Consider the following 19,869-nt stretch of genomic DNA (forward strand, 5'->3'; position numbering starts at 1 on the left):
CGGATGGGGCGGAACGCGGACGACGGGCGGGCGGACTACCTCGCCTTCGTCGAGGCGCACCAGCACCGGCTGCTGCGCGCCGCGTACCTGATCTGCGGGAACCGCCACCAGGCCGAGGACCTGCTCCAGGACGCGCTGCTCAAGCTGGCGCTGCGCTGGTCGTCGGTGCGCGACGGCGACCCGGCCGCGTACGTGCGCGCCATCCTCTACCGCGACGCCGTCTCCTGGTGGCGGCGCCGGCGACGGGAGTGGCTCAGCGCGTACCCGCCGGACCGGCCGGGCGCGGACGCCGACGCCGCGCTGCGGCTCACCGTGCGCGCGGCACTGGACCGGCTGCCACCGCGCCAGCGGGCCGTCGTGGTGCTGCGCTACTTCGAGGACCTGACGGAGGTCGCCACCGCCGAGGCGCTCGGCGTCACCGTCGGCACCGTCAAGAGCCAGTGCCACGACGCGCTGCGCCGGCTGCGCCACGTCGTACCCGCCCCCGGCACGTCCGGAGACGACCTGGTGACCGGGATGGAGGCGAACCCGTGAACGAACCCGAGCTGACCGGGCTGCTTACCCGGGCCGCCGAGGAGATCCGGCCGACCCGGTCGGCCGAGACGGGATGGGAGCGGGCCGGGCGGGTCCGCCGCGCCCGCCGGGCCGCCGGCGCCGCGGCCGTCGCCGTGGTCCTGCTCGGCGGCGGTACGACGGTGCTGCTGCACCGCTCCGGCCCGCCCCCCGCCACACCGGCCCGCCCGACTGTGACCTCGGCGCCGAGCGCTCCGGTGGTGCAACGGCCCCCGGACCGGCTCGGACAGGCGGACGACCCGCTGGGCCGGCTCGGCGACCCGGTCGCCTACCGCCTCTCCGACCGCCCGGTGCGCCGCGCGCTGGCGCTCTATCAGCCGATCGACCCGGATACCGGCGAGGCCGGCCCGGTCCGGGTGCTGGGTGACGACGGCATGGTCCGGGAACTCGACGTGGTGACGCTCGCGCCCACCCGCGACGCCGGGGGCAACGAAGCCGCTCCGCTCAAGCCGGGCAGCCTGTCGCCAGACGGCCGTACCGCCGCGTTCGCGCAGACCGGCGAGGTCGTCGTGGTCGGCCTGACCGACGGCGCGGTCCGCCGCTACCCGCTCACCGGCTACCTGGAGCACGTTGTCTGGGCCGGGGACCGGCTGGTGGTCGGGGACAACGACACCGCGTACGAGCTGGACCGGCGCACCGGATCGGCGCGGAAGCTCCCGGTCGACCCCTGGACGCTCGTCGTACCCGAGCCGGCCCGGTCCGGCGACCTGTTCGCTGTCGGCGGCTGGTCCGGGGACGGCGGCCTGGCCGTACACCGGTTCCCCGCCTCCGGTGGCGCGCCGCAGCGGCGGCCGGTGACCACCGGTGAGCTTCCCCCCGGTTACCAGGTGAACGAGGTCTACGGGCGGGGCTGGCAGCGCGGCGACCGGATCGGGCAGGCCGGGTGGACCACCACCGCGGGCATCGCCGGCACGATGATCGGCGCCGAGGGCGTGGCGGTGCTCGACGCCCGGACCGGGGCGGTGACCCGCCTGCTCGACCTGGGCCGCGAGGACCGGGCGAAGGGGTGCTGCGAGGTGTACGGCTGGACCGCCGACGGCGCGCTGCTGTTCCGCTACGACGCCGGGCTGGCCCGGTGGCGGCCGGAGACCGGCGCTGTCGACTGGGTGGCGAGCGACGTCCCGGGCCGGCTGTCGATCGCCGCCCGCTGACCGACCCGGAACGCGGCCGGTCCCACCGCGCGGTGACGGCGGGACCGGCCGGGACGCTCAGCGGGTCAGGCCGCCGGGCTGGTCGCCCCTCACGACAGGGGCCCGGACCAGGTTGCCCCACTCGGTCCACGAGCCGTCGTAGTTGCGCACCTGCGGGAACCCGAGCAGGTGGTGCAGCACGAACCAGGTGTGGCTGGACCGCTCGCCGATCCGGCAGTACGCCACCACGTCGTCGGACGGGCTCAGGCCGAGCTGGTCGGCGTAGATGGCGCGCAGCTCGTCGGCGGACTTGAACGTGCCGTCGTCGTTCGCGGCGGACTTCCACGGCTTGCTCACCGCGCCCGGGATGTGCCCGCCGCGCAGCGCGCCCTCCTGCGGGTAGTCCGGCATGTGCAGCATCTCGCCGGTGTACTCGCCCGGCGAACGCACGTCCACCAGCGGCCGGCCGGCCGCCACGTGGTCCATGACCTGCTCCCGGTACGCGCGGATCGGCGCGTCGTTCCGCTCCGGCACCGGGTACGAGGCGCGGGGCCGGCTCACCTTGTCCCGGGTCAGTTCCCGTCCCTCGGCGATCCACTTCTGCCGGCCGCCGTCGAGCAGCCGCACGTCGGGGTGACCGAAGAGCGTGAAGACCCAGAGGGCGTACGCGGCCCACCAGTTGAAGTTGTCGCCGTAGAAGACGACGGTGTCGTCCCGCCCGATGCCCTTGGCCGCGCACATCTCGGCGAAGCTCGCGGCGTCCAGGTAGTCGCGGGTGACCTGGTCGTTGAGTTCGGTGTGCCAGTCGACCTTGACGGCGCCGGGGATGTGGCCGGTGTCGTAGAGGAGCACGTCCTCGTCGGACTCGACCACCACGAGCCCTTCGTCGCCCAGGTGCTCGGCCAGCCACTCGGTGGTGACCAGGCGCTGCGGGTCGGCGTACGACTGGAGGTGGGGATGCGGATCGCTCGGCACAGGCATGATCCCCAAGGTACGCCGGATCCGGGGCGACGGATGTGACACCGGCCCCACCACCTTGCGAAAGGTGGTGGGGGCCGGTGCGATCAGACGATCAGCCCTCGACGATGAACCACTGGTACGTGGGGTCCGACTGGTTGCCGGCCTTGTCGATCGCGTACACGGTCAGCGTGTGCCAGCCGGCCTCGGCCGGCGTGAGGGTGACCGAGGCGGAGCCGTCCGCACCCGCCGGCACGGTGACCTCCGGCGCGTAGTCGAGCTGGTAGACGTACCTGTCGACGTCCGGCATCCCGGGGGTGAACGTGAAGACACCCGGCACGCCCGGACCGCCACCCGACCCGCCGATCGGGTAGGTCGTCGAGCTGACGCCCGGCGTGCTGCTGACCAGGAACGAGAAGCTCGCCTCCGGGGACAGCTCGCCGGACGCCGAGCGGGCCCGGACGGTGAGCGTGTTCCGGAAGGCCCGGTCCGGGGTGACGGTCAGCTCGGCGGCGGTCCCGTCGTTGACGTCGACGGTCTGCTCCGGCCCGCCGTTGAGCCGGTAGACGAACGCCACGGTGTCCGGCAGGTCGGAGTGGAAGCGGAAGCCACCGGGCACGCCGATGCCGCCGCTCGAACCCCACTCGCTGTACAGGTACGAGATGACCCGCGGTTGCGGGTCCCGGACGGTGAACTGGTATTCCCGCTGCCCGGTACGCGTGCCGTCGGCGGTCTCCGCGATCACCGTCAACTGGTGCCAGCCCGGATTCTCCGGCGTCCAGGTGACGGTGGCGGTGCCGTCGGCCGCCGCGTCGACAGTCGTCGTCTCCGCGCCCTGGAACGAGTAGTGGTACTTGACCACGTTCGACCGCTGCGGCGTGAAGGTGAAGGTCCCGGCGACTCCGGGCAGGCCGCTGCTGTCGTTCTCCGGGTATTCCGCCGACCGGACCTGCGGGGCGTCGTTGACCAGGAACGTCCAGACCTGTTCGGGCGAGCGGGTGCCGTCCGCGGCGACCCCGACGACAGTGAGCGTGTGCGTCCCGCCCTCGGTGGGCGTCCAGCTCACCGTCGCCCGGTTGCCCGTCTCGACGCGCTGCTCGGCGCCGTCGTCGAACCGGTAGAGGAAGGCCACCGTCTCCTCGATCTCCGAGGTGAACCGGAACTCGCCCGGCTGGCCCGGGCCCCCCATGGGCCAGTCGGCCCGGTAGGGGTCGGCGGAGACGGCGGGTCGCAGGTCCCGCACCCGGAAGAACCAGGTCGCTGGCTCCGACTCGGTGCCGTCCCGGCTCACGCTCCACACGGCGAGGTCCACCCAGCCCTCACCGGTCGGGGTCCAGGTGATCGACGCGGTGCCGTCGGCCTTCGCGGCCACCGTGCCCGGCTCGCGGTTGAACTGGTAGCGGTAGCTGACGGTGTCGGGCAGGCGTGGGGTGAAGGTGAAGACACCCGGGATGCCCGGACCGCCGCCGGAGCCCCAGTCCTCGTAGACCGTGGCCGAGATCTTCGGCTCGGTCAGCAACTGGAACTCCCGGCTGCCGGTGACCTCCACGCCGCCGGCCGTGACGCTGGTGACGGTGAGGGTGCGGAAGCCGCCCCGGGTCGCGGTGACGGTGATCGCGGCGGAGCCGTCGGCGGCGGCCTCGACCGTCCGCTCCGGGTCGCCGTCCAGGCCGTAGCGGTAGCGCACCACCCCGTCCATCTGCGGACGCAGCTGGAACGTGGCCGGCACCCCGATCTCGTTCAGCCGTCCCTCGATGACCGGCGACACGTCCTCGGCGAGGAATGTGTACTCGGTGGTCGCCGAGCGGTTGCCGACCGCGTCCAGGCTCCATACCCGCAGGGTGTTCGGGCCCCGGTCCGGGGTGAGCGTGACGGTGGCCGTACCGCCCGTCCGGTCCGCATCGACCGTCTTCTGGCCCCCGGAGTCCAACGAGTAGCCGTACCTCACCACATCGGCGGCGCCGTTGGCGGTGAAGGTGAACTCGCCGGGCAGCGCGGGATGCCACTCGCGGTCGTCCGGGAAGTCGGTGGACGTCACGGTGGGCGCGGTGGCCGGGCCACGGATGTCGAGGCGGAAGTAGCAGACCGGGCTCCACTCGCCGGTGGCCCGGCTGTCGGCTGCCCGCATCTGCCAGGCGTACGTCCGGTCGTGCTCGAACGGCGACGGATACATGTGGTCGAAACGGCCGGTGGCGCGCTCGCCGTCGCGTGCGTTGTCCGTCTGCTCGATCCGCGCCTCCGGCTCGTCGACCGGCCAGACCGCGAAGGAGACTTCGAGGTGGTCCGTGCCGCCGCCGTCGTTGCGGTCCCGGTCGTGCACCACTCCGGAGATCGTGGGGTTCCGGATCACCTGGTACGGCTCGGCGGTGGTGCACGCCGTTCCGTCGGTGGTCTGCAGTTCCGTCGGCACGCCCGGGCGGAAGTTGTAGTCGACCGAGATGCCGACCTTGGTGGCGAACTTCCGGCCCAGCGCCGGGTCCCGCTCGGCGTCGGCGGGCAGCCGCAGCGAGAGGGTCAGCGTCGACCGGCCCTCGGCGAGCGCCTGGCGCAGCCCTTCGACCGCGTCGAACTCCACCCGGGGCGCCGGGCAGACGGTCTGGTCGGTGAGCTGGCGGCTGTCGACAAGGGCCAGGTCGGCCGGCGGCTTTTGCCAGCTCGACCGGGCGGTGTAGGCGGCGGTGCGCCACAGCTCGATCTTCGGGCGCTTGGTGCAGTCCGCGCCGGCCGTCTCCTTGACGTCGAGCTTGGCCGTCTCGATCTCCGCTCCCCGGTAGCGGGAGATGTCGAACGTGAAGTAGGCGCGCGACGTGTGCGGGCGACCCTTCGCGTCCGTCCAGGTGCCGACCGGCAGGTCGCCGGGCTGATCGATATTGATCTTGGCGGGTGAGCGCGAGTCGGTCCAGGCCCAGGAGGTGTTCGTCTCGTAGCGGATGTCGTACGCGGCGGCCGGCGCCGCGGTGGCGGTCACCGTTCCGGCCACGGTCACGATCGACAGCGCGGCGGCGAGCAGACCTCGCCGGCCGTTCCGACGTCGATTTCTGTCAGGCATGAGGGTCAAACCCCATCCACCTTTCCCCGATGTCGCCCCGTACGTGATCGACGGAGGCAGCGGATGTTATCCATCCGGCCGGACATCGGGCGATCCCAATAGCCGGGCGAGGAAGCAGATCGGACGATCGACGGTGAAGGTCGAGCCGTCCGGCCGGTTCAGGCGCGGCGGTGCACCAGGCGACCGGCGACCACTGTGGCCAGACAGGAGCCGTCCAGGCCGAACACGGCGAGGTCGGCCCGACCGCCGGTCACCAGCGCGGACGGCCGGGCGGCGGTCAGCACCGCCACGTCGTTGCGGAACGCGGCGGACCGCAGCGCCGGATCGGTGACGTGTTCCTCGACCACGGCGGCGACGCCGAGCCGGAACAGCGCGTGCACCCGCTCGCGGGGCGTGGGCGCCGGGGGCAGCGGGCCGTCGTGCACCAGCGCCGGCCCGAGAGTGCCGGCCCACCGCCGCACCCGCACCCCGGGGTACGCGCCGGACAACTCGGCCGTCGGCACGATCGCCTCGACCCGGTCACCGGCGACCACGACGGCCAACCCGGCGCGGGGCGGGTCGTCGGCTGTCAGCCGCAGCAGGTCGGCGGCGTGGACGGTACGCACGCTCAGTCGGCGTCGACCGGGCCGAGCACCGGCCGCTTGGCGGTGAGGAAGTCCCCGGAGGACCGCCCGGTCAGCCGACGCTTGAGCCACGGCGCGAGGTGCTTGCCGGCCCAGCGCAGATCGGCGGCACGGGCGGCCATCCACGGGCTGGGCGCCGGGTGCGGCGGGACCAGCAGCCACTCCTCGTCGCAGCCGACGCCGAGCGCGGTGAGCACCTGGGCGGCGACCCGGCGGTGGCCCTCCGCGGAGAGGTGAATCCGGTCGGTGCTCCAGAGCAGCGGGTTGAGGTACGTGTCGTCGGCGTACAGGTCGACCAGGATCGCGCCGTGCCGCTCGGCCACCTCGCCCACCACCCGGTTGAGCAACGCCACGCGCGGGGCCATCATCCGCTGGCCGGGCAGCCGGGACATCACGTCGGCGAACCGGAACAGCACCACGTCGCTGCCAACGGACCGCAGCCGCTGCACGACCGAGTCGAAGCGGGGGACGAACGAGTCCGGGTCGAAGCTGCGGCGCAGCACGTCGTTGCCACCGGCCGCGAAGCTGATCAGGTCGGGCTTCATGGCCAGCGCGGACGGCACCTGCTCGGCCACCACGTTCGGGAACAGCCGGCCCCGGATGGCCAGGTTGGCGTACCCGAAGTCGGGTCCGGCCTCGGCGGCGAGACGGGTGGCGACCAGATCGGCCCAGCCCCGGTAGCTGCCGTCCGGATACGCGTCGTCCATGCCCTCGGTGAAGCTGTCGCCCACCGCCACGTAGCTGCGCCAGCGCACGGCGCCTCCCTCAGACGTCCCGGCAGAAGTGCATCGCACAGTCTGTCACCGCGCGGACCGATCCCGCTGGCCCTGGACGCCGGACGTGGCGGATGTCTCGACGTCCTGCAACGAGCGGCACCCGGGGGGACGAATCGACCAGACACGCCAGCCGGGGCAGAATCCGTCGTCCGGACCGGGGATGATGGCTCCCGTCGTCCGGCCGCGCGGAACCGTCCGGCCGGTCCCGCACACGGCACGAGCGAGGAACCAGATGACGCAGGGGCACCCTCCCGCGGCGGGCTGGCCGCCGCCCGGCAACGCCGACCCCCGGTACGGCGGAGCACCGCCGCCCGCGCAGCCGGTCCCGTGGGGGCCGCCGCCGCCCCGGGCGCCGAAGTCCCGCCGAGGGCTATGGATCGGTCTCGCGGCGGGCGCGCTCGCGCTGGCGGTCTGCGCCGGCACGGCGGTCGGCGTCGGGCTGGGCCTGCGCGGCGACGACGAGGACGGCCCGGCGCCGAAGGCGGCAGCCGGCGCGAACGGCGTCACCGTCACGGACGCCGAGCTGAACGCCCTGCTCGACCGGCACAGCAAGGCGCTGGCGGCGAAGGACCTGGACGGCTACCTGGCCGCGTTCGACCCGGCCCGCGAGGAGCTGATCGCCGGGCAGACCCAGCTCTTCCGCAACCTGGCGAAGTTGCCGCTGTCGGTGGCCCGCTACGAGACGGTCGAGAAGCAGGGCCGCGCCAGCGACGCGTTCGGGCAGGGCGTCACGTTCCAGCTCGACGTCTCGTTCGTGCACCAGTTGGACGGCTTCGACCTGGCCCCGGTCGCCGAGTGGTACCGCTGGACGATCGTCCGCGCCGGCAAGGACGCGCCGATCCGGGTCACCGCTGTGACCGGCGCACCGGCCGGCGGCAACGGCGACTCGAAGACCGTCTACTACCCCGGGCCGTGGGACAAGTGGCAGGAGATCCATGTCGAGCGGACCGCGTACGCCCTGATCATCACCGACGCGGCCCGGGCCGACCTGGCGGTACGGTACGCCCTGGCCGTCGACAGGTCGGTGACGGACAACCTGGCCGTGTGGCGGGCCAACGCGCCGCCCGAACCGATGACGGGCAAGTTCGTCGTCACGTTCGCCGCGGGCAAGGACGAGATGACCTCGCTCTACCGGATCGGCACCGAGAAGGCCACCGCGGCGGGCTTCTCGGTGGGCATGGTCGCGGCCGAGCGCAAGGACGGCAAGGCCACGATCGGCGGCACCCGCATCGTGGTGGACACCACCGATCGCTACTTCACCCGCTCCGGCGGCGACAACGACGCCCGCATGGTGTTGCGGCACGAGATCGCGCACTCGCTGATGACGCTCCGCACCGACCTGGCCGCCGTGGACGAGTTCAACAAGCTCGACGAGTGGGTGGTCGAGGGCTTCGCCGAGTACATCGCCTTCAGCGGCCTTCCGCTGACCGCCAGCGAACGCACCGCGCCGGCCCGGCAGTTGGTCCGCAACGGGTGGAACGGCAAGCTGCCCGGCAACGGCGAGTGGGACAACCCCGACCGGCTGAGCTTCCACTACTGGCTCGGGCACACCGCGATGAACCACCTCGCCGAGAAGCACGGTGAGCCGAAGCTGTTCCGCTTCGTCGAGGCCGTCTACGCCGGCACCCCGACCGACCGCGCCGCCCGGGACGTGCTCGGCGTGTCGCTCGACGAGTTCCAGGCCGGCTGGGCTGACTACGTCCGCGCGCAGGCGCGCTGACCGGGAACGGAGACGACTGATGACGTATCAGCACCAGCAGCAGCCGCCCCCCGCGTACCCCCCGGCGGGCTGGCCGCCGCCGGTGGCCCCGCCGCCCGCGGCGCCCGGGAAACGCGGACGCCTGGCGTTGCTCGTCGCCGGTGGCCTGGTGGCCGTGCTGGCGGTCGCGGGCGGCACCGCCTACGGCGTGTCCCGGCTGGTCGGCGGCGGTGACGGCGACGGGCGGAAGCTGCGTACCGCGTGGGTGCTCGACTTCCCGGAACTGCAGCGCAACGGGCTGAAGACGTACGACGGGCAGGACATGTTCGGCGCCTGGCTGGTCGGCGACGCGGTGGTCCGGGCCCAGCCGGACGGGATCATCGCCTACCGGCTCGGCGACGGCGCCCAGGCGTGGGGTGTGCCCGCGCCACAGGCGACATCGCTGTGCGCGGCGGCGCAGACGCTGGCCGAGGGGCGTGGTGTGGTGGCGCTCGGATCCGCCGAGTCCTGCGACACGCTCGTCGGGTTCGACGCGGCCGGCGGCACCCGGACGTGGCGGGCGACGTTCCCGGTCGAACGCCGCAAGGGCCGGTCCACGGTCACCGCGCCGGACCTGTCGGTGACGAACGGGCAGGTCGTCGTGCGCAGCGACCAGAGCGTCCTCGGGTACTCGCTGGCCGACGGCAAGCGGCTGTGGCAGGCCGACGCCGACCGGCTGCTGCCCGGCCGCGACTGCCGCCTGGCCGACGCGCAGGCCACCGGGGACCAGGCCGTGGTCACCGCGCTCTGCGACGGCGACCGGGGAGCGTTGCTCGGCCTGGACCCGGCCACCGGCAAGCCGCGCTGGAAGCACGACCTGCCGGCCGCGCAGCAGAGCGGCGGGGTGCTGAGCGCCGACCCGCTGGTCAGCCTGCCCGGCCTGGTCGGCGAGACGTTCGTCGCGCGCGACGCCGCCGGCAAGGAGCGGGCCACCTTCGGCAACCCCGTCGACGGTACGCGGTTCAGCGACCTCGCGGTCAACCGCTCCAACACGGTCGAGGGGCCGGAGATCAGGCCGTACCTGGCCGACGCGGACACGCTCTACCTGCCCACCGAAGCCTCTCCGGTCGGCGACCGGATGCGCCAGGCCAATCAGGTGGTGGCGATCGACCTGGCCACCGGGAAGCGGCGCTGGGTGTCGGCCGGGCACACCGACAGCGAGGTGGAACTGATCCGCCTCGACGATCAGGGTGTGCTGGCGTGGGAGGTGGGCGACCGGCGGGATCTCGCCCCCCGGCTGGTCCGGATCGACCCGGCCACCGGAAAGGTGGACGTGCTGGCCGAGGCGCCGCGTTCGGCCGGCACCGAGGGCAGCGACGCAAAGGTGCTGGAACGCGACGGCACCGTGGTGCTGGTGCCGTGGAAGCAGGTCAGCGCGGACGCGGCGATCACCGTCCTGCGCTGAAACGACGCGGGGCGGGCCACCCCTCGGTGACCCGCCCCGCGTCGCCCGTCGTCAGGCAGGCACGTACGCCAGCAGCGCCGCCCCGCTCAGCCCGACCGGCTCGGTCACGGTCCCGACCGGCTGGAAACGCTTGTCCAGGACGCTGATACCGCTGTCGCGCCGGACCAGCACCGTGCCGTCGGTGCTGAACAGGATGCTGCGGACCGCGCCCTCGCCGGGCAGCTCGACGGTCTTGCTGATGGTGGTGTCGACCACCGCGAAGCTCCCGTCGTTGCGGGTCTCGTCCTTGTTGATCCAGCCGACGGCCACGTACCGGCCGTCCGCCGAGACGCTGCGGACCCGCCAGCCGTCGTAGCGGGCCGCCTGGACCGCCGGCGGCGTGTAGCGGTAGAACCTCACCTTCGGGTCGGTCGTCGCGTACGGCCGACCCTCGGAGACGGCGGCCCAGTTGCGGCCGTCCGGCGTCCACCATTTCAGGGTCTCGTTGCCGGCGTCGCCGTCGGCGGGCTTGCGGCTGCTCAGGTCGATGAGCGCCATGTGGCCGTCCTGCTGCACCAGCACCCGGTCGTCGGTGTTCCACACGAGCGGGTCGCCGCCGTCGCAGGGCGCCTTGCCGGAGAAGGGCGACTCCGCCGCGATGGTGGCCCGGTCGCTGCCGTCGATCCGGGTGGTCACGAGCGCGCCGGCCTCCGCCCCAGCGCCCCCCTCCACCCAGGCCAGCCGCTCGCCGTACGGGGAGATGGTGATGGTGTTCCGGACGCAGTCGCCGCCGCCGTAGGGGACGCTGGCGCTCACCCGGTCGATGCCGCCCTTGACCACGTGCACCTCCGCGGCCTGCTCGCCGAACGACAGGTAGTACCGGGTGCCGGGCAGTGCGGCGGAGGAGGCGTCCGACGGGCTCGGTGCGGCGGACGACGGTGCGACGGCGGACGACTGCCCGGCTGCGGGAGCGGACGGCTCGGACCCGCCGTCGCCGCAAGCGCTCACACCCACGGCGACGAACGCGGCGGCGGCGAGGGCGGCGACGGTACGCAGTCCGCGGGCGGTGGTGACGATGACGTTCACGATTCGGTCCTCGGGGGTTGGTGGTGCGCGTCTCTGACGCACTCCCAGACGTCGATTTCGTTCTGCGTGGTTGCCGCCTGATCGAGAAAAGTTCGACCGCCTCGACCGCGCTGGAACGACGAGGGGCGGGCCACCTTCCGGTGGCCCGCCCCGATGAGTCGCTCAGCCGAGCGCGTTGACGATCTGCATGTTCCGCAGCGCCGAGGGCTCCGCCCGCTCGGCGAGCTTCTTGCCCGCCGCGTCCACCAGGATCACCGTGTAGCCGTCACCACTGCGGACCCGGACCACCATCGACCCGTCCGGCTGGAAGAAGACCTGCCGCAGTTGACGCCCCTCCAGCGGCAGCGCCACCTCCTTGCCGGTGCGGGTGTCGAGCACGGCGTTGACGTCGAGGTCCCGCGCCGCGTCGCCGTACGTGCCGCTGCGGTCGATCCGGAACAGCGCGATCCGCCGGCCGTCCGGGGAGAGACTGGACAGGTCGAAGGCGACGTACCGGCTGCCCTTGGTGCCCAGGTCCGGAATCGTCCGCCGCCCGTTGCCGTTCCGGTCGGTGAGGACGATCGTGCCGTCGGAGCCGTCGGCGAACGCCAGCGTTCCGTTCGCCGCGAACACGGCGTGACAGCCGTCGAGGCCGGTGACCTTGGTGAACTTCCCGGAGGAGGCGTCCAGCAGGCCGGTGTCGCCGCCGGCGGTCACCCGCACGACGAGCTGTTGCGAGTTCGGCAACCAGACGGGTGACCAGCACAGGTTGTCGAGGCCGTCCCTGAGCTTGCGCCGCCCCGAGCCGTCGAGGTCCGACACCCAGACCGCACCGGCTTCGTCGGCCCACGCCACCCGCTTTCCGTCGGGCGACACCGCGACGTTGAGCACCGCTGCCTCGTACGGGACGCCGAGCAGGCGGACCGGGTCGCCGCCCGGTCGCCAGGACTGGAGACGGACGGTGCTCGTCGAGGACGTGCCGTCCGGCAGCAGCGACGGCCCGTAGACCATCCGCCCGAACGTCGCGGCGGCGCTGGACCCACCATCGGTGGTGCCGTCGGGCGCGGTCGACGTCGTGCGGGACGGGTCGGTGGAGGGCGTACGGGACGGCTCGACCGGCGGGGCGGTGACGGTCACCGAGGGCCCGGCGGGTGCGGGCGCCTGGCTGTTCGGCCGGATCGCCAGTGCGGTTCCGGTCGCGGCGGCCAGCACCACGAGCGCGGCGGCGGAGGTGGCGACGGCCCGCTGGATGCCGAGTCGCCGCGAGGTACGCAGCGCCCGGTCCCGCAGGTCGACCGGGGTGACCTCCTCGGCCAGGTCGGACAGGTCGAAACGCAGTCGGTCCTGGTTCATCGGGCGGTTCCTTCCGTGACGTACAGCTCGGCGAGCTCCGGGGCCACGCTGCGCAGCTTCGCCAGCGCCTTGAACGTCTGGCTCTTGACGGTGCCGACGGTCACGCCGAGTAGTTCGGCGGCCTCGGCTTCGGTGCGGTCCTCGAAGAACCGCAGGACCAGCACGGCCCGTTGCTTGGCCGACAGCCGGGCCAGCGCGGCCCGGAGGGTCAGCCGGAGCGAGGTCTGCTGGGCGTGGTCGGGGGCCGAGCCGCCTCCGCGCGGCTCGGGCATGTCGCCCGGCATCGACTCGGCCACCCGGCGGCGCCGCCACCAGGAGACCTGGAGGTGGTACATGATCTTCCGGGTGTACGCCTCCGCGTTGCCGGTCTCGTGCAACCGGTTCCAGGCACGGTGGGTACGGGCGAGCGCGGACTGGACGAGATCCTCGGCCAGATGCTGGTCGCCGGTCAGCAGGTAGGCGGATCGCAGTAACGCGGCGGTGCGAGTTCGGACGAAAAGGTCGAACTCATTCAGGAGAGGGTCCACACGAGCCGGTCCTTGGGGTCAGGTGGTGCATCAGCGTGACGCCTTCCGAGACGCCACCTGTCCACGCCATGGTTGCCGCCGCCGGTGACTCTTTCCCGACCGGCTCCGGCCGGCGTCAGCAGTCGAAGACCGACCAGCAGATGTCGTTGCGCAGGCGCTGGTCGTCCAGGACCAGGTCACGGATCTCCGCCGGGAGCCGGTCGCGCTGCCACCGGCACTCGTCACGCCCGGCCGCCTCGCCGAGCCCGACGGGCGCCGCCGCGCGTACCGCCTTTATCGCGTACGCGGCGGCGCCGAGTTCGTGCGCGGCGACATGGGCCACGACGGCGGCCTGACCGGCGGCGTACGCGGCGTGGCGGGCCGCCCCGCGCAGGTCCCGGGCCGCGCCCATGGCGTGCCCACCGGCCGTCCGCGCCTGCATCATCTTCACCTCGCCCCGCACCCAGGCCCGGGCGTGCTCGATCGCCTCGCGCGGACGCGGATCGTCCGGCCGGACCGCCTCGAACAGCCCGAGGACGTGCTCGGCGCAGGTGGCCGCCCAGAGCGCCAGCAGGTGGTGGTGCTCGTCGGTGAGCGTCCCGCCCCGGCGGCTGGTGATGAACCGGGGATCGCGGACCGTCGGCAGGATCATGGCCCGGCCTCCGATCCGGCGCCGCCCTGGCGTAGGTCGTGGTCCAAGGTGCTCATGAGCCGGGCGACCCGGCCGCCGCCGCCGGTCACCGGCGGGTAGCGGCGGAGCACGTCGACCAACACGGGTGTGGCGAGCCGCCGGTACCGGTCCAGCACCGCCTCGCCCACGGTCTCGTCGCCACCGGCCTCCAGTTCGGCGACCCGCGCGGCGTTGGCGGCGGCCCGCAGGATGTGACCGACCTGGGTGGCCTTCGCGATCGGGTGCAGATACGCGGCGGCCGCCGCGTCACCGGCGGCCCGGGCGGCCAGACGCACGGACTCGGTGGGAGCGGACCGGGCGGCGCGGTGCGCCTCCAGGGACGCGACCCGCTGGAGTTTCGTCCGGGCGGCACCGCGCACGAACGTCCAGGCCGCCTCGACAGCCGCGCGGGGACGGCCGTCGCCGGGAACCGCCCGCTCGTAGACCGGGAGGACGTCCTCGGCGTGCCGGACCGCGTACCGCGCCACCTCGCGCAGCTCGTCCGTCGTCAGCTCGAAGTCCCCGGGCGCTGTCATGTCGCCGGCATCGTATCGGTGGCGCCGCGCCGGTAAGGCCCCCAGCCGACGAACCTCTCGAACAGCTCGCGCGGGGTCGGCCCGTCCTGCGGGTTGAGGCGGAACAGGTCGTGGGTGGCCTCGTGGTAGAGCCCGGACAGGTAGACGGCCATGTCGACCGGGTGGTCCGCGTACTCGGCCTTGAGCAGCAGGCGGGCCTGCGCGCAGGGCCACGGTCCGCCGCAGGCGCGGCAAAGCCACAGCGGCCGGATTGGCAGGTGGGCGGGCTGGCCCGGCGGGTAGGGGCGCGGCCGATCGGGGTACGGCCCGAGTCGGGGTACCGGAAGGTTCATGCGTGACAGTCTGCTGAGAACGCCACTACGCTCGGAAGTCGTCGGGGCTGGTCCGGGAAAGGGCCGGGAGACCGGCGGCCGACCGGGGAGGGCGTGTGGAGAACGAGCCGACCGCCGAGTTGATCCGCACACAACTGCGGCGGCTGCGCTTACGGGCCGAGCTGAGTCAGGAAGAGTTCGGGAAACTGGTGCACTTCTCCGGCTCCCAGGTGTCGGCGGTCGAGCTGGGTCACCGGCCGCTGGACCGGTTCTTCCTGCGCCGCGCCGACGAGGTGCTGGGCACGGGTGGGTTGTTGATGTCATTGCTCACGCTCGCCGAGCGCGACACGGACGACATGCTCGCCGAGCAGGAAGCAGAACGGCGGCTCGCGGTCCGACTCGACCGGCAGGCAGTGCTCGCCGTCGCCGATCCACCTAAGTTCGTCGCGGTGATCGAGGAGACCGTCCTGCGCCGCGCCGACGAGAGCTTTCGCGGGTTGATGAGCCAGCAGGTGGCGCACCTGATTGAGGCGAGCAGCCACCCGCACATCGCGATTCACATCATTCCGGCAGACGTGGGCCTGCATATCGGACTGACCGGGCCGTTCACCCTCGCTCGGGGCGCCGACGGGGGTTGGCTCGGCTACCTGGAGAACCAACTCGGCGGAACAGTGATCGACAAAGATGAGGACGTAGCTATCCTGCTGTCCAGATGGGAGAGCGTCCGAAGCGAGGCACTGTCCCGCCGGCAGTCGATCGAGCTGATGAAGGAAGTGGTCGAGTCGTGGAGCTGATCGGCGCGGTCTGGCGCAAGTCCACCCGCAGCGGCCAGAGCGAGTGTGTCGAGGTGGCGGACAACCTTGCCGGTGTGGTCGGGGTGCGGGACAGCAAGGACCCGACCGGGCCGGTGCTCACCTTCACACCTGATGCCTGGCGGTCCTTCATCCGCGTCAGCCGGAGCCGCGCACCGCGCTGACCAGGACGGTGTGCTTGCGTACCCGGAAGGCGCCCTCGGCGTCGATGCGGGCGCCCACCACCTCCCGCGCCGCCGCCTCCTGCGCTGCGGTGAGCGACCCGATCATGCTGGCGATGTAGGCCAGGATCGGCTCCACGGCCGGAACCGCCAACTCGTCCGGGAGTGCAGCGCCATGCGGGCGGTCAGGTTGCCGGTCGTCGTCGCGTACTGGCTGGTCGCGCGAGCCGACGGAGTGGCGCCACCGGTCATCAGAGATAGAAGCAGAACGGGTGACCCACCGGGTCGAGGAGCACCCGGACGTCGTCCTGCGGCTGGAAGTCCGGCAGCGTCGCGCCCACCGACACCGCGTACGCCACGGCCGCCTCCAGGTCGTCGACCTTGATGTCCAGGTGGACCGACATCTGCTGGTCACCGGGACCGGCCGGCCACACCGGCCGCACGTAGGCCGACTCGTCCTGGAACGCCAGCCAGTGGCCGCCCTCCGGCGGGGCGAGCACGACCCACTCGGGTTCTTCCTCGTGCCGGATCCAGCCGAGCAGCCGCTCGTAGAACGCGGCCAGGTCCTCTGCGGACGGCGCGTCCAGCACCGTGGTCGTCAGCTTCATCAGCGGTCGCTCAGCCATGCCGCATTCCTACCCCATCCTCGCGGCATTTTCTGGCCCGTCCGCGCCACCTCGGCGGGGTGGCGGCATCCGGTTGGCGTCGATACCGCCACCTCGCCGAGCTGGCGACGAGCGGTCCACACGGACACCGAAAGGGGTCGCCCGGCCGTCCACTCGCGCCATAAGCTGCGGCAATGCTGCTGCGCATGTCGACCCTGCTGCTCCGGACCCTGCGCGAGGACCCGGCCGACGCGGAGGTGCCGAGCCACCGGCTGCTGCTGCGCGCCGGATACGTCCGCCGGGCCGCGCCGGGCGGCTACACGTGGCTGCCGCTGGGCAAGCTCGTGCTGGACCGGATCACCGCGATCGTGCGGGACGAGATGACCGCCATCGGCGACCAGGAGGTGCACTTCCCGGCGCTGCTCCCGGCCGAGCCGTACCGGACCAGCGGGCGGTGGACCGAGTACGGGGACGACATCTTCACGCTCGCCGACCGCAAGGGCGCCGAGCACCTGCTCGCGCCGACCCACGAGGAACTGGCCGCGCTGCTGGTGAAGGACCTGTTCACGTCGTACCGGGACTTCCCGGTGACGCTGTTCCAGATCCAGACCAAGTTCCGCGACGAGGCCCGGCCCCGGGCCGGTCTGCTGCGCGGGCGCGAGTTCCTGATGAAGGACGCCTACTCGTTCGACCTGGACGAGACCGGGCTCCAGCAGGCGTACGACCGCCACCGGGCCGCCTACGAGCGCGTCTTCACCCGGCTCGGGCTGGACTTCACCACCGTCCACGCGATGTCCGGCGCGATGGGTGGCTCCGCTTCGGAGGAGTTCCTGGCCGCCACGCCGGTCGGCGAGGACACGTTCGTCGGCTGCACCGCCTGCGACTACGCGGCGAACACCGAGGCGGTGGTGACCCGCGCCCCGGCCGCCGGTGACCCGGACGCGCACCCGTCCACCGAGGTGCACGACACCCCGGAGACGCCGACCATCGCCGCCCTGGTCGAGCTGGCCGAGGCCCGCAAACTGGGCGGGCGCACCGGCTGGACCGCCGCCGACACGTTGAAGAACGTTGTCCTCACGGTCCGCCGACCCGGTGCGGAGCAGGCCGAGCTGTTGGTGATCGGGCTGCCCGGCGACCGCGAGGTGGACCTCAAGCGGGTCGAGGCGGTGCTGGCCCCCGCCACCGTGGCGGTCTTCGAGGACTGGGACGCCCACCCGGAGTTGGTCCGCGGCTACATCGGGCCGCAGATCCTGGCCAAGCACGGCATCCGCTACCTGGTCGACCCTCGCGTGGTGTCCGGCACCGCCTGGCTGACCGGCGCGAACGAGCCGGGCCGACACGCGACCGACGTGGTGTGCGGGCGCGACTTCGTTCCGGACGGCACGATCGAGGCGGCCGAGGTGCGGCCCGGCGACCCCTGCCCGGCCTGCGCCGACGGCGAGCTGACCATCCGGCGGGGCATCGAGGTCGGGCACATCTTCCAACTCGGCCGCCGGTACACCGACGCCTTCGCGGTAGACGTGCTCGGCCCTCAGGGCAAGCCGGTCCGGCCGACGATGGGCTGCTACGGCATCGGCGTGTCCCGGGCGGTCGCCGCCGTGGCCGAACAACACCACGACGACAGAGGGCTGGTCTGGCCGGCCGCTGTCGCGCCGTGTGACGTACACCTGATCGCCGCCGGGAAGGGGCCGCAGCTCGACGCGGCGCTCGACCTCGGCGGGCGGCTCGCCGCCGCCGGCCTGCACGTGCTGGTCGACGACCGCACGCACGTGTCCGCCGGGGTGAAGTTCACCGACGCCGAGCTGATCGGCATCCCGCGCGCCGTCGTGGTCGGCCGTCGCCTCGCCGAGGGGTACGTGGAACTGCGCGACCGGGCTACCGGTGAGCGCACCGAACTGCCGGTGGAGGCCATCGTGGAGCGATTGCGCGACGAGGTACGCGCGACGCACCGCGACGGGGTGTAGCAATCGCGCCACCGGGTACCGCAAACGGATCGACCGAAGCGTTCGGAGGCTCTCATGTTCCGCGTCAGTGACGTCATGACCAGGCAGGTGGTCTACCTCCCGGCAGAGACCCCGTTGGACGAGGCGGCCCGGGTGATGAAGGAGTCGGACATCGGCGATGTGGTGGTGACCGACGGTGCCACGCTCGCCGGCATGCTGACCGACCGCGACATCGTGGTTCGGGCGGTGGCCGAACGCGCCGACCCCGGCAGCACGACCATCGGTTCGATCATCACCCGCGAGGTGGTGATGATCGAGCAGAACTGCACGGCGAACGAGGCGGCGGCGCTGATGCGCGAGCGCAACATCCGCCGGGTGCTCGTGTGCGACAACGAGCGCAAGCTCGTCGGCATCGTCTCCCTCGGTGACCTCGCCATGCAGCTCGACCCCCAGTCGGCGCTCAGCGACATCAGCGAGGCGGCACCGAACATGTGAGGGCGGGCCCCGCTCGCGTGACGCGGGGCCCGCTCGGCACCGTCGCAGGCCCCGCTCGACACCGTCGCGTGGCGACGCGCGGCGGCGGATAGCCTCGACCCATGCCCGAGATGCCGACCAAGCTGGCCGAGATCGTCGACGAGTTCGCCGCCGCGCCCCGCGACGTCGTCCTGGAGATGCTGCTGGAGTTCTCCGACGTGATCCCGCCCCTGCCCGAGGGCGTGAGCCGGGAGGAGCTGGAGCAGGTCCCCGAGTGCCAGACCGCGTTCTTCCTGCGCGCCGAGGTGAACGCGGACAAGACCGTGAGCACCGTCTTCGACTGCCCGCCGGAGGCGCCCACCACCCGCGCGTTCGCCGGCATCCTCGCCGAAGGGCTGGCCGGGGCGAGCGCCGAGGAGGTGCTGGCCGTACCGGACGACCTCTACCAGCGGATGGGCCTGGCGCAGGCGATCAGCCCGCTGCGGGTACGCGGCGGCACCGCCATCCTGGCCCGGCTCAAGCGCCAGGTCCGGGAACAGATCTCCTGACCGGCGGGTTGTCGCTGGTCATGGACATCGAGATCTACGCCGACGTGGTCTGCCCCTGGTGCTGGATCGGCAAGCGCCGGCTGGAACAGGCACTGGAGTCGTACGACGGCGAGGTGAACGTCCGGTTCCGGCCGTTCCAGCTGGACCCGACGCCGGTCACCGAGCCGAAGCCGCTGCTGGAGGCGCTCGGCGACAAGTTCGGCGGGCGGGACAAGGCCGAGGGGATGGCCGCGCACGTCACTGGTGTCGCCGCGGGCGCGGGCCTCGACCTGCGGTTCGACCGCGCCGTGGCGGCGAACACGTTCGACGCGCACCGGCTGGTGCGGTTCGCCACCGAGCACGGCCGCTCCGCCGAGATGGTCGAGCGGCTCTACCGGGCGCACTTCCACGACGGCGTCGACGTCGGCTCGACCGACGCGCTCGTCACGCTGGCCGGTGAGGCCGGGTTGGACGAGAGCGAGGCGCGGCAGTACCTGGAGTCGAACCTGGGCCGCCGGGAGGTCGCCGCCGACCTGAGCACCGCCCACCAGCTCGGCGTCTCCAGCGTGCCGACGTTCGTGCTGGCCGGGAAGTACGCGGTCACCGGCGCCCAGGAGCCGGAGACGCTGCTCGCCGCGCTGCGCGAGGTGGCGCAGCGCGAAGCGGCAGCCTGATG

At 72.8% G+C, this 19,869-nt stretch carries 22 protein-coding genes; 10 read left to right on the forward strand and 12 right to left on the reverse strand.

Translation table 11 applies throughout. The features are described from left to right. The first annotated feature begins 3 nt into the window (after positions 1–3). Positions 4–534 carry a SigE family RNA polymerase sigma factor gene (locus ACFYON_RS17815; protein ID WP_091413638.1) on the forward strand — a complete coding sequence of 177 codons (531 nt, stop codon included), beginning with the start codon at positions 4–6 and terminating at the stop codon, positions 532–534. Beyond that, positions 531–1,724 carry a hypothetical protein gene (locus tag ACFYON_RS17820; RefSeq protein WP_354866369.1) on the forward strand — a complete coding sequence of 398 codons (1,194 nt, stop codon included), beginning with the start codon at positions 531–533 and terminating at the stop codon, positions 1,722–1,724. Before ACFYON_RS17815 ends, ACFYON_RS17820 begins: the two co-directional genes overlap by 4 nt. Before the next feature lie 57 nt (positions 1,725–1,781). Here ACFYON_RS17820 and ACFYON_RS17825 read toward each other — a convergent pair whose 3' ends face one another. The 4 genes from ACFYON_RS17825 to ACFYON_RS17840 form a co-directional block, all read right to left on the reverse strand. Next, entirely contained in the window at positions 1,782–2,684 is a 903-nt protein-coding gene (locus tag ACFYON_RS17825) for a sulfurtransferase (RefSeq protein WP_354866371.1), read from the reverse strand. Positions 2,685–2,775: 91 nt separating this feature from the next. Further along, positions 2,776–5,709, reverse strand: coding sequence for a hypothetical protein (locus ACFYON_RS17830; RefSeq protein WP_354866372.1), 2,934 nt, complete (start codon positions 5,707–5,709; stop codon positions 2,776–2,778). Between the two features lie 158 nt (positions 5,710–5,867). Continuing rightward, positions 5,868–6,314: a hypothetical protein gene (locus tag ACFYON_RS17835; RefSeq protein WP_354866374.1), complete on the reverse strand. Its 447-nt coding sequence runs from the start codon at positions 6,312–6,314 to the stop codon at positions 5,868–5,870. 2 nt (positions 6,315–6,316) lie between these two features. Beyond that, positions 6,317–7,087 (reverse strand): SGNH/GDSL hydrolase family protein, encoded by a 771-nt coding sequence (locus ACFYON_RS17840; protein ID WP_354866376.1) that lies wholly within the window; start codon positions 7,085–7,087, stop codon positions 6,317–6,319. 253 nt (positions 7,088–7,340) lie between these two features. Between ACFYON_RS17840 and ACFYON_RS17845 the strand changes: the two genes are divergently transcribed. Beyond that, entirely contained in the window at positions 7,341–8,828 is a 1,488-nt protein-coding gene (locus ACFYON_RS17845; RefSeq protein WP_354866378.1) for a hypothetical protein, read from the forward strand. A gap of 19 nt (positions 8,829–8,847) precedes the next feature. Beyond that, positions 8,848–10,251, forward strand: coding sequence for a PQQ-like beta-propeller repeat protein (locus ACFYON_RS17850; protein WP_354866380.1), 1,404 nt, complete (start codon positions 8,848–8,850; stop codon positions 10,249–10,251). 51 nt (positions 10,252–10,302) lie between these two features. Here the strand turns inward: ACFYON_RS17850 and ACFYON_RS17855 are convergent, their stop codons facing one another. From ACFYON_RS17855 to ACFYON_RS17880, 6 genes are all read right to left on the reverse strand, one after another. Beyond that, the gene (locus tag ACFYON_RS17855) at positions 10,303–11,316 is read right to left on the reverse strand and encodes a hypothetical protein (protein ID WP_354866382.1); all 1,014 of its coding nucleotides are present in this window, start codon (positions 11,314–11,316) and stop codon (positions 10,303–10,305) included. A gap of 162 nt (positions 11,317–11,478) precedes the next feature. Beyond that, positions 11,479–12,648: a hypothetical protein gene (locus tag ACFYON_RS17860; RefSeq protein WP_354866384.1), complete on the reverse strand. Its 1,170-nt coding sequence runs from the start codon at positions 12,646–12,648 to the stop codon at positions 11,479–11,481. Further along, positions 12,645–13,175 (reverse strand): SigE family RNA polymerase sigma factor, encoded by a 531-nt coding sequence (locus ACFYON_RS17865; RefSeq protein ID WP_387320933.1) that lies wholly within the window; start codon positions 13,173–13,175, stop codon positions 12,645–12,647. The genes ACFYON_RS17860 and ACFYON_RS17865 overlap by 4 nt, the downstream gene beginning before the upstream one ends. Before the next feature lie 115 nt (positions 13,176–13,290). After that, positions 13,291–13,806: a putative immunity protein gene (locus tag ACFYON_RS17870; protein WP_354866388.1), complete on the reverse strand. Its 516-nt coding sequence runs from the start codon at positions 13,804–13,806 to the stop codon at positions 13,291–13,293. Beyond that, positions 13,803–14,360: a putative immunity protein gene (locus tag ACFYON_RS17875; protein ID WP_354866390.1), complete on the reverse strand. Its 558-nt coding sequence runs from the start codon at positions 14,358–14,360 to the stop codon at positions 13,803–13,805. The genes ACFYON_RS17870 and ACFYON_RS17875 overlap by 4 nt, the downstream gene beginning before the upstream one ends. After that, positions 14,357–14,692 (reverse strand): hypothetical protein, encoded by a 336-nt coding sequence (locus ACFYON_RS17880; protein WP_354866392.1) that lies wholly within the window; start codon positions 14,690–14,692, stop codon positions 14,357–14,359. Before ACFYON_RS17880 ends, ACFYON_RS17875 begins: the two co-directional genes overlap by 4 nt. Before the next feature lie 95 nt (positions 14,693–14,787). On the opposite strand from ACFYON_RS17880, the gene ACFYON_RS17885 reads away from it, so the two are divergent. Beyond that, positions 14,788–15,465 (forward strand): DUF5753 domain-containing protein, encoded by a 678-nt coding sequence (locus ACFYON_RS17885; protein ID WP_354866394.1) that lies wholly within the window; start codon positions 14,788–14,790, stop codon positions 15,463–15,465. Further along, on the forward strand, positions 15,456–15,647 hold the full coding sequence (locus ACFYON_RS17890; protein ID WP_354866396.1) for a DUF397 domain-containing protein: 192 nt from the start codon (positions 15,456–15,458) through the stop codon (positions 15,645–15,647). The genes ACFYON_RS17885 and ACFYON_RS17890 overlap by 10 nt, the downstream gene beginning before the upstream one ends. On the opposite strand, the gene ACFYON_RS17895 is transcribed toward ACFYON_RS17890, so the two are convergent. Next, positions 15,622–15,783, reverse strand: coding sequence for a hypothetical protein (locus tag ACFYON_RS17895; protein ID WP_354866398.1), 162 nt, complete (start codon positions 15,781–15,783; stop codon positions 15,622–15,624). The two genes, ACFYON_RS17890 and ACFYON_RS17895, sit on opposite strands and share 26 nt — an antisense overlap. A gap of 112 nt (positions 15,784–15,895) precedes the next feature. Further along, on the reverse strand, positions 15,896–16,270 hold the full coding sequence (locus tag ACFYON_RS17900) for a VOC family protein (protein WP_354866400.1): 375 nt from the start codon (positions 16,268–16,270) through the stop codon (positions 15,896–15,898). A gap of 173 nt (positions 16,271–16,443) precedes the next feature. Between ACFYON_RS17900 and ACFYON_RS17905 the strand changes: the two genes are divergently transcribed. The 4 genes from ACFYON_RS17905 (at position 16,444) to ACFYON_RS17920 (ending at position 19,867) form a co-directional block, all read left to right on the forward strand. Then, the gene (locus ACFYON_RS17905; protein WP_354866402.1) at positions 16,444–18,213 is read left to right on the forward strand and encodes a proline--tRNA ligase; all 1,770 of its coding nucleotides are present in this window, start codon (positions 16,444–16,446) and stop codon (positions 18,211–18,213) included. A 54-nt stretch (positions 18,214–18,267) separates the two neighbouring features. Continuing rightward, the gene (locus tag ACFYON_RS17910; protein WP_354866404.1) at positions 18,268–18,687 is read left to right on the forward strand and encodes a CBS domain-containing protein; all 420 of its coding nucleotides are present in this window, start codon (positions 18,268–18,270) and stop codon (positions 18,685–18,687) included. Between the two features lie 101 nt (positions 18,688–18,788). Then, positions 18,789–19,214, forward strand: a complete 426-nt coding sequence (locus ACFYON_RS17915; protein ID WP_354866406.1) for a SufE family protein — start codon at positions 18,789–18,791, stop codon at positions 19,212–19,214. A gap of 20 nt (positions 19,215–19,234) precedes the next feature. Then, positions 19,235–19,867, forward strand: a complete 633-nt coding sequence (locus tag ACFYON_RS17920) for a DsbA family oxidoreductase (protein WP_354866408.1) — start codon at positions 19,235–19,237, stop codon at positions 19,865–19,867. The last annotated feature ends 2 nt before the right edge of the window (positions 19,868–19,869 follow it).

The organism is Micromonospora sp. NPDC005686 (genome assembly GCF_042871665.1).
GTDB lineage: Bacteria > Actinomycetota > Actinomycetes > Mycobacteriales > Micromonosporaceae > Micromonospora.